Genomic DNA, 7,351 nt, shown 5'->3' with positions numbered 1-7,351 from the left:
CGCCGGAAGTGGGGCGAATTATAGAGACTCAGAATCTGCCGTCAACCCTTAATTTGCTTTTTCTATCAAGAAAGTGAAAAAGGCCGCTTCTATATAGACGCGAACGCAGTGAGTGCGCACTATATTGCCCAACACACCCCAGTTCCCTCCCCGGATGATGCCACGCAATGAACGACCAGCCTCGCAGCCTTGCCTCAACCTTGTTTCCGGTTGGCCTTCTATTAATAGCCATGGCATCGATTCAGTCCGGCGCCTCACTGGCCAAAAGCATGTTCCCCATCGTTGGCGCTCAAGGTACTACAACACTGCGCCTCATCTTCGCCAGCGTGATCATGCTGGTATTGCTCAAACCCTGGAGAGCGAAGCTGACGGCCAAGTCACTGCGCACGGTGATTGTCTATGGAATGGCGCTAGGAGGCATGAACTTCCTCTTCTATATGTCGTTACGCACTGTTCCGCTCGGCATCGCAGTTGCCCTGGAGTTCACCGGCCCTCTCGCGGTCGCCATCTATGCCTCGCGTCGCGCGATCGACTTTCTCTGGATTGCCCTTGCAGCCATTGGGTTGCTGTTGCTTATACCCACAGGCGCTACGACATCAGGTATCGATCTGGTCGGTGCAGGCTATGCGCTGGGAGCTGGCTTTTGCTGGGCGCTGTACATTCTGTTTGGCCAGAAGGCCGGCGCAGATAACGGTGTGACCACCGCGGCGCTTGGCGTGATGATCGCAGCCCTGTTCGTCGCCCCCATCGGTATCGTCCACGCTGGCAGCGCATTGCTGACTCCCGCATTGATCCCGATCGCTATTGGCGTGGCGATCCTGTCCACTGCCCTGCCTTACACTCTGGAAATGGTCGCCCTCACCCGCATGCCCGCCCGCACCTTCGGCACACTGATGAGTATTGAACCGGCCTTTGGAGCGCTGTCGGGCCTGCTATTCCTTCAGGAATACCTCTCTCTGTCACAATGGATGGCGATCCTGTGCATTATTCTGGCCTCCGTCGGTGCAACCATGACCATGGGCAACACTGCCAAACCCGCCATCGCGGCGGATTGAAAAGGGATTGAACGAAGGTCTGGCAATTGGCGCTCATTTAGGCCATGTTTAGCCTCGCAACCCAATGCCAGACATGGATTTTTTCGGACAGGGACATCGGAACGCTTCAAGCGAGAGCGAATACAGGCAGACCCGAGCGCCAGACTCGAGGCCGCCATAAGGACGGTAATGAAACGAATTTTGATTCTGATCGCCATACTGGCCGTTGCAGGCTGCGCGGCGACGTCGAAGACCCAGGTCAAGCATGGCAAGAAAGGGCTGCACATCAACTGTTCGGGGTTGTCCTCCTCTTGGGACAAGTGCTACACCAGCGCCGCGAACTCTTGCGCGCCGAAGGGCTACAAGGTCATCGCAAAATCAGGTGATGCCGTGGAAGAACCGGGTGATTACCCCTTCGGTCTCAACCCCGCCGGTTACACCAGCCGCAGCATGATCGTCATCTGCAAATAAACCATCGCCGCTACTGCACTCGCGAAGCGGCGAGCTGGTTCCCGATCTCTTCATGACAGGACTTCAGCACACGCTGCTGAATCTTGGGCGACGCCAACATACGCGCCACCACCAGTGCCCCGACACATTGCGACAGAATGGCCCAAGCCAGGCTGTCGCTTTCCAGAATCTGCGCCCAACTTTCCTGAAGCTTACAAATCCACAGCTCGGCCTGCTCCCGCACAACAATATCCGACCTCGCTATCTCGGCGCCCAGCGCAGGCAATGCGCAGCCCAGTTCAGGCTGCTCGACATGGGCCATGTTCAAATACAGTTTCAGGCACCGCTCCAGCCGTTCGTGATCCTGTGTACCCTGCCCGCCCAAGCGTTCCAGACTCTGGCACAACTCCCGCTCGACGATCGCCGCAAACAACGCGTCCTTGGACGAGAAGTGACTGTAGAACGCCGCCCCACTCAGACCGATCGCCTTCATCAGGCCATCGACACCCATTGATGAGAACCCGCTTCTTTTCGCAGAAAGCGAACTGCTTTGCAGGAGCTTTTCTTTGGTTTCCAGCTTGTGACCGGCGGAGTACCGCATGTATTTGTCCTCACAATTGAGTGCCTTGACGCTGAGCAAATCCTAGCATAACGTTCGTTCACTTAACGATCGTTTACTAAAGGGATCCACCCATGAATAACAAGAAGGTCGTATTGGTCGTCGGTGCAGGTGATGCCACGGGCGGTGCCATCGCCAAACGGTTCGCCAGGGAAGGATTCATCGCTTGCGTAACGCGGCGCAGCGCCGACAAATTGCAGCCGTTGGTGGAAGCCATTCAGGCGGCCGGCGGCGAAGCACACGGCTTTGCCTGCGATGCGCGCAAGGAAGAAGACGTCATTGCACTGATTGAGGATATCGAGACGCGTCTCGGACCAATTGAAGCATTCGTTTTCAACATCGGCGCCAACGTGCCCTGCAGCATCCTCGAAGAAACCGCCCGCAAGTATTTCAAGATCTGGGAAATGGCCTGCTTCTCCGGGTTTCTCAATGCCCGGGAAGTCGCCAAACGGATGGTGACCCGTAGCCGCGGCACGATCCTGTTCACCGGCGCGACTGCCGGATTGCGCGGTGCCTCCGGCTTCGCCGCGTTTGCCGGAGCCAAGCACGGTATCCGGGCTCTGGCACAGAGCATGGCCAGAGAGCTTGGCCCGATGAACATTCACGTCGCCCACGTCGTGGTCGACGGCGCCATCGATACCGATTTCATCCGCGACAATTTCCCTGACAAATATGCCACCAAGGACCAGGACGGCATTCTCAATCCAGAGCATATCGCCGAGAACTACTGGTATCTGCATAGCCAGCCACGGGACGCCTGGACGTTCGAGCTGGATCTGCGTCCGTGGAACGAACGCTGGTAATTCCCCCAATAACAAAAACAGAGTGCAGCGAACATGAGCAAAAGCGTGGAGTTCTATTTCGATCTCGGCAGCCCCGCCACTTACCTGGCGTACACCCAACTGCCGAAAATCTGCGCCGAGACCGGCAGCCAGTTGATCTACATTCCGATGTTGCTGGGCGGCGTCTTCAAAGCCACCGGCAACGCGTCGCCGGCAATGATCCCGGCCAAGGGTCGTTACATGTTTCAGGACCTGGACCGCTACGCCAAACGCTACGGTGTACCCTTGAAATTCAACCCGCATTTTCCGATCAATACCCTGATGTTGATGCGCGCGGTCACCGGCATTCAGCTGCGACATCCCGATCGCTTTCAGCCGTTCATCGATTGCCTGTTCAAAGCGCTGTGGGTTGAAGGGAGCCCCCTCGATGAGCCGGCAGCGGTTGCCGCCGTGCTGACCGAACATGGCTTCAATCCTGAAGAGGTACTGGCATTGACCAACGATGACGCAGTCAAGGCCATGCTCAAGGACAACACCGAGACCGCAGTGAAGCGCGGCGTCTTCGGCGCGCCGAGCATGTTCATCGACAAACAGTTGTTCTTCGGTCAGGACCGGCTCGACTTCGTGCTGGAAGCCCTTCGCTAAATCTCCACAACCAAACGCCCCTGAGCTGCTTTCGTTGCAAGCAGCTCATGGGCTTTTGCTGCGGTTTCCAGCGTGAACCGATGCGGATCGAGCAGCGGTCGCAGCTGCCCGGACTCAATCAACGCGGCAGCCTGGCGCAAAATCTCGCCATGATGCTCACACCCACTGCCGGTCAGTAACGGCAGCAAGGTGAACACGCCCGAATACGTCGCCCCACGAAACGACAACGGCGCAAGACTGTGCTGCCCCCAGCCCAGACAACTCAGTACATGTCCGCTGTAGATCCGTGCAGCTTTGAAGGAAACGTCCAGCGTCTCGCCGCCGACCGTATCATAGACAATGTCGAACCCCTCCCCCGCCGTGAACTCGGCGACATACTCCTCCACCGAGCTCTCTAGATAATCGATGAACGTCGCACCGTAACCCTCGATGATCGAGCGCTGCCTCACAGAACCTGTTGCATAAACATCTGCACCGAATGCTCGGGCCAGTTGAACGGCCACATGCCCGACACCACCCGCACCACCGTGAATCAACACCTTCTGCCCCGCACTCACCCGAGCCCGATCCACCAGGCCTTCCCACGCCGTGATCAATATCAATGGCAGGCTCGCAGCCTCACGCTGGTTCAGGTTCAAAGGCTTACGCGCCAGCAGTCGTGCGTCCACCACTGCAAACTCGGCCAACGAACCTTGCGCGCCACCAATGCCCGTGGCCAACGCATACACCTCATCGCCCGGCACCCAATCCTGCACGCCCTCACCCACCGCTTCGATCACACCCGCCAGATCAAGCCCCAACACCGCTGGCAACGGTTGCCGGGCATGGGCGGCCTGCCCTGCACGGATTTTCAGATCCAGCGGATTAACACCACTGGCCTTGATCCGCACCAGTACCTGTCCAGCCCCAGCCACTGGGCGCTCAAGGGAAACCAAGCGTAACGGCCCGTTAGCGGTGTCCACTATCAGGGCTTTCATGTGCAGTGAGTCAGTCATTTCGGTCATTCCTATGGGAGAAAGTGAAGCCATGTTCCCGCAGCAGCTCCATGCCGATAAGACGTCAAATGACTATAGTAAGCATGCCAAATCGGCATGAATGAGGCGCTTCATGGACAAGCTCAACGCAATGGCCATCTTCGTCCGGGTGGTCGAACGCGGCAGTTTCTCCGCCGTTGCCCGGGAACTGCACACCACCCAGCCGACCATCAGCAAAGTGCTGCGCGCCCTTGAGAATGAATTGGGCGGCAAGCTGATTGCCCGCAGTACACGCAAGCTGTCACTGACCGATGAAGGTCAGCGGTACTACAACGAATGTCGAAATATCCTCGCCGCCGTGGACGCTGCCGAGCACAGTTTCCAGTCCGGCAGGGAAACCGTCGCCGGACCTTTGCGGATCGGCTCCTCCGTCAGTTTCGGCCGCTTGCATATCGCTTCGCGGCTGGCGGAGTTTCTGCAGCGCTTTCCGCAGGTGCAGGTCGACCTGCAACTGAGCGATCAGAATCTGGATCTGGTCAGCGAAGGCCTGGACGTCAGCCTGCGCATCGGCGAGCTGAACGACAGCGGCATGATCGCCCGACGCATCGGCACCACCCACCGGCTCACGGTGGCGACGCCCGATTACCTGCGACGCCACGGCCACCCACAATCACCTCAGGATCTTGCGCAGCACAACTGCCTGCAATTCAACCTGCTCAGCACTCAGAACCTGTGGACTTACGAGAAGGATGGCCAACACCACGACGTACGCATCCAGGGCAACGCCCAGAGCAACAACTCCGAAGCGATCCGCGAAATGGTCTTGGGAGGACTGGGGGTTTCGCTGTCACCGGTCTGGCTGTTCAGCGAAGATTTGAAGGCGGGTCGAGTGATCGCCCTGTTGCAGGACTACCAGACCCGATCATTGCCGATTCACGCCGTGTCCCCGGCGAACCGTCGCCAGTCCGCCAGGGTCAACGCGTTTGTCGACTTCATGACCCAGGCGCTGGCTGCAGCGCCCGAGCTTCAACCGATCAGATAGCGGCAGTACGCGTGTTCAGCCATTCCAGTGCCGCGCCATCGAGCAGCGGACTCAGGCGCTCGCGCACTTCGGCGTGATAGGCGTTGAACCATTGTTTCTCTTCCTGCGTCAGCAACGACGGTTCCAGGCAACGGGTGTCGATCGGGCACAGGGTCAGGGTTTCGAACTTGAGGAACTCGCCGAATTCGCTGCTTCCAGCCAATACGTTCATCGCCAGGTTCTCGATCCGCACACCCCAGCGGCCCGGACGATAAGTGCCCGGTTCGATGGAGGTGATCATTCCCGGTTGCATGGCGGTTTGTGGCGCCGGCGCTGCCTGATAAGCGATCACCTGCGGACCTTCGTGAACATTGAGGAAGTAACCCACGCCGTGTCCGGTGCCATGGCCGTAATCCACGTTCTCAGCCCAGATCGGCGCACGAGCGATGGCGTCCAGCAGCGGCGACAGAATGCCTTTCGGGAAATGCGCGCGGGACAAAGCAATAACGCCTTTCAACACACGAGTGCAATCGCGCTTCTGCTCATCCGTTGGCGTACCAACTGCCACCATGCGCGTGATGTCAGTGGTGCCGCCCAAGTATTGGCCGCCCGAATCGATCAGCAGCAGGCCATCACCCTCGATCACCGCGTGTTCTTCCGGGGTGGCGTGGTAATGCGGCATCGCGCCGTTGGCATTGAACGCAGCGATGGTGTTGAAACTCAGCGACACGTAATCCGGGCGACGCTCACGAGCCGCCGTGAGCTTCTCGTCAATGGTCAGCTCGGTAATGCGCTCACTACCCCAGGCCGATTCCAGCCAGGTAAAAAATTCGCACAGCGCCGCGCCATCCTGCTCCATCGCCCGACGAATATGCCCGGCGTCCGCCAGGCTCTTCTGCGACTTGGCCAGTGTGGTCGGGTTCAGGCCTTCGACCAGTTTCACGCCAGTGTCGAGGTTATCCAACAGACCGCTGGTAACCCGCGCCGGATCCACCAGCAGGCTCGCGCCGTTCGGAATCGCACGCAAGGCATCAGCGACTTCGCTGTAGTCGCGCAGGGTTACGCCGTCTTTTTCCAGCACGGCACGCAGCTCAGCATCGACCTTGCTCAAGGCCACAAACAGTGCGGCTTGTTGCTGGCTGATCAGCGCGAAGGAAACGAACACCGGGTTGAACGACACATCGCCACCGCGCAGGTTGAACAGCCAAGCGATGTCGTCAAGGGTGGCGATGAAGTGCCAGTCGGCACCGCGTTCCTGCAGGGTTTCGCGCAGTTTGGCGAGTTTTTCGCCACGGCTGACAGTCGCCTGCGGCGGCAGGTGCTGGTAGATCGGCGCGTTCGGCAACGCCGGACGGTCGCTCCAGACTTCTTTCAACAAGTCGATGTCGGTCCGCAGGCTGGCACCCCGGGCTTCGAGCTTGCTGCCCAGCGTGCGCGCCGACGCAACGGCCATCACCGCACCGTCAACCGCAACCACGCCACCTTCCGGCGTCTGCTCGGCCAGCCAGTCCAGCGGGCTCGGCTGACCCGGTTGCAGTTTCACCAGCTCGATGCCGCTGCCCTTGAGTTCCTTGGTCGCCTGTTCCCAGTAACGGCTGTCGGCCCAGACCCCGGCGAAGTCTGTGGTGACAATCAACGTACCGACCGAGCCATGGAAACCCGACAGCCATTGCCGACCCTGCCAGTAACCCGGCAGGTATTCCGACAGGTGCGGGTCGGCGGACGGCACCAGCAACGCGTGGATACCTTCGCGACGCATCAGTTCACGGGTGTGCGCGAGGCGCTGGGGAACCGTTCCTTCGGTCAAGGTCTGGGTACTCATCATG

Annotated in this window: 8 protein-coding genes; 5 read left to right on the top strand and 3 right to left on the bottom strand. The window is 59.2% G+C overall.

The annotated features are described in order from the left end of the window. Nucleotides 1–167: 167 nt before the first annotated feature. Nucleotides 168–1,055, top strand: coding sequence for a threonine/homoserine exporter RhtA (rhtA, locus tag QRN46_RS12935; RefSeq protein WP_011335219.1), 888 nt, complete (start codon nucleotides 168–170; stop codon nucleotides 1,053–1,055). Nucleotides 1,056–1,223: 168 nt separating this feature from the next. Continuing rightward, nucleotides 1,224–1,505, top strand: a complete 282-nt coding sequence (locus tag QRN46_RS12930; protein WP_011335220.1) for a hypothetical protein — start codon at nucleotides 1,224–1,226, stop codon at nucleotides 1,503–1,505. A 10-nt stretch (nucleotides 1,506–1,515) separates the two neighbouring features. Here the strand turns inward: QRN46_RS12930 and QRN46_RS12925 are convergent, their stop codons facing one another. Then, complete coding sequence (locus QRN46_RS12925) at nucleotides 1,516–2,085, bottom strand: TetR/AcrR family transcriptional regulator (RefSeq protein WP_201815670.1); 570 nt, start codon at nucleotides 2,083–2,085, stop codon at nucleotides 1,516–1,518. A 92-nt stretch (nucleotides 2,086–2,177) separates the two neighbouring features. Here QRN46_RS12925 and QRN46_RS12920 point away from each other — a divergent pair, with 92 nt between their 5' ends. After that, nucleotides 2,178–2,906, top strand: a complete 729-nt coding sequence (locus QRN46_RS12920; RefSeq protein ID WP_201815671.1) for an SDR family oxidoreductase — start codon at nucleotides 2,178–2,180, stop codon at nucleotides 2,904–2,906. Between the two features lie 33 nt (nucleotides 2,907–2,939). Beyond that, nucleotides 2,940–3,530: a 2-hydroxychromene-2-carboxylate isomerase gene (locus QRN46_RS12915; RefSeq protein ID WP_285355028.1), complete on the top strand. Its 591-nt coding sequence runs from the start codon at nucleotides 2,940–2,942 to the stop codon at nucleotides 3,528–3,530. On the opposite strand, the gene QRN46_RS12910 is transcribed toward QRN46_RS12915, so the two are convergent. After that, entirely contained in the window at nucleotides 3,527–4,525 is a 999-nt protein-coding gene (locus tag QRN46_RS12910) for a zinc-dependent alcohol dehydrogenase family protein (RefSeq protein ID WP_011335224.1), read from the bottom strand. The genes QRN46_RS12915 and QRN46_RS12910 overlap by 4 nt on opposite strands. A gap of 112 nt (nucleotides 4,526–4,637) precedes the next feature. On the opposite strand from QRN46_RS12910, the gene QRN46_RS12905 reads away from it, so the two are divergent. Further along, nucleotides 4,638–5,546: a LysR family transcriptional regulator gene (locus QRN46_RS12905; protein ID WP_011335225.1), complete on the top strand. Its 909-nt coding sequence runs from the start codon at nucleotides 4,638–4,640 to the stop codon at nucleotides 5,544–5,546. On the opposite strand, the gene QRN46_RS12900 is transcribed toward QRN46_RS12905, so the two are convergent. Next, a complete protein-coding gene (locus tag QRN46_RS12900; protein WP_285355024.1) occupies nucleotides 5,539–7,347 on the bottom strand; it encodes an aminopeptidase P family protein in 1,809 nt (602 codons plus the stop codon). The two genes, QRN46_RS12905 and QRN46_RS12900, sit on opposite strands and share 8 nt — an antisense overlap. Between the last annotated feature and the right edge of the window lie 4 nt (nucleotides 7,348–7,351).

The sequence above is a fragment of the Pseudomonas sp. lyk4-R2A-10 genome, assembly GCF_030209075.1.
Classification (GTDB): Bacteria; Pseudomonadota; Gammaproteobacteria; order Pseudomonadales; family Pseudomonadaceae; genus Aquipseudomonas; species Aquipseudomonas glycinae.
The sequence above is the reverse complement of the archived record's forward strand: the minus strand, read 5'-3'. Positions and strand labels throughout refer to the sequence as shown.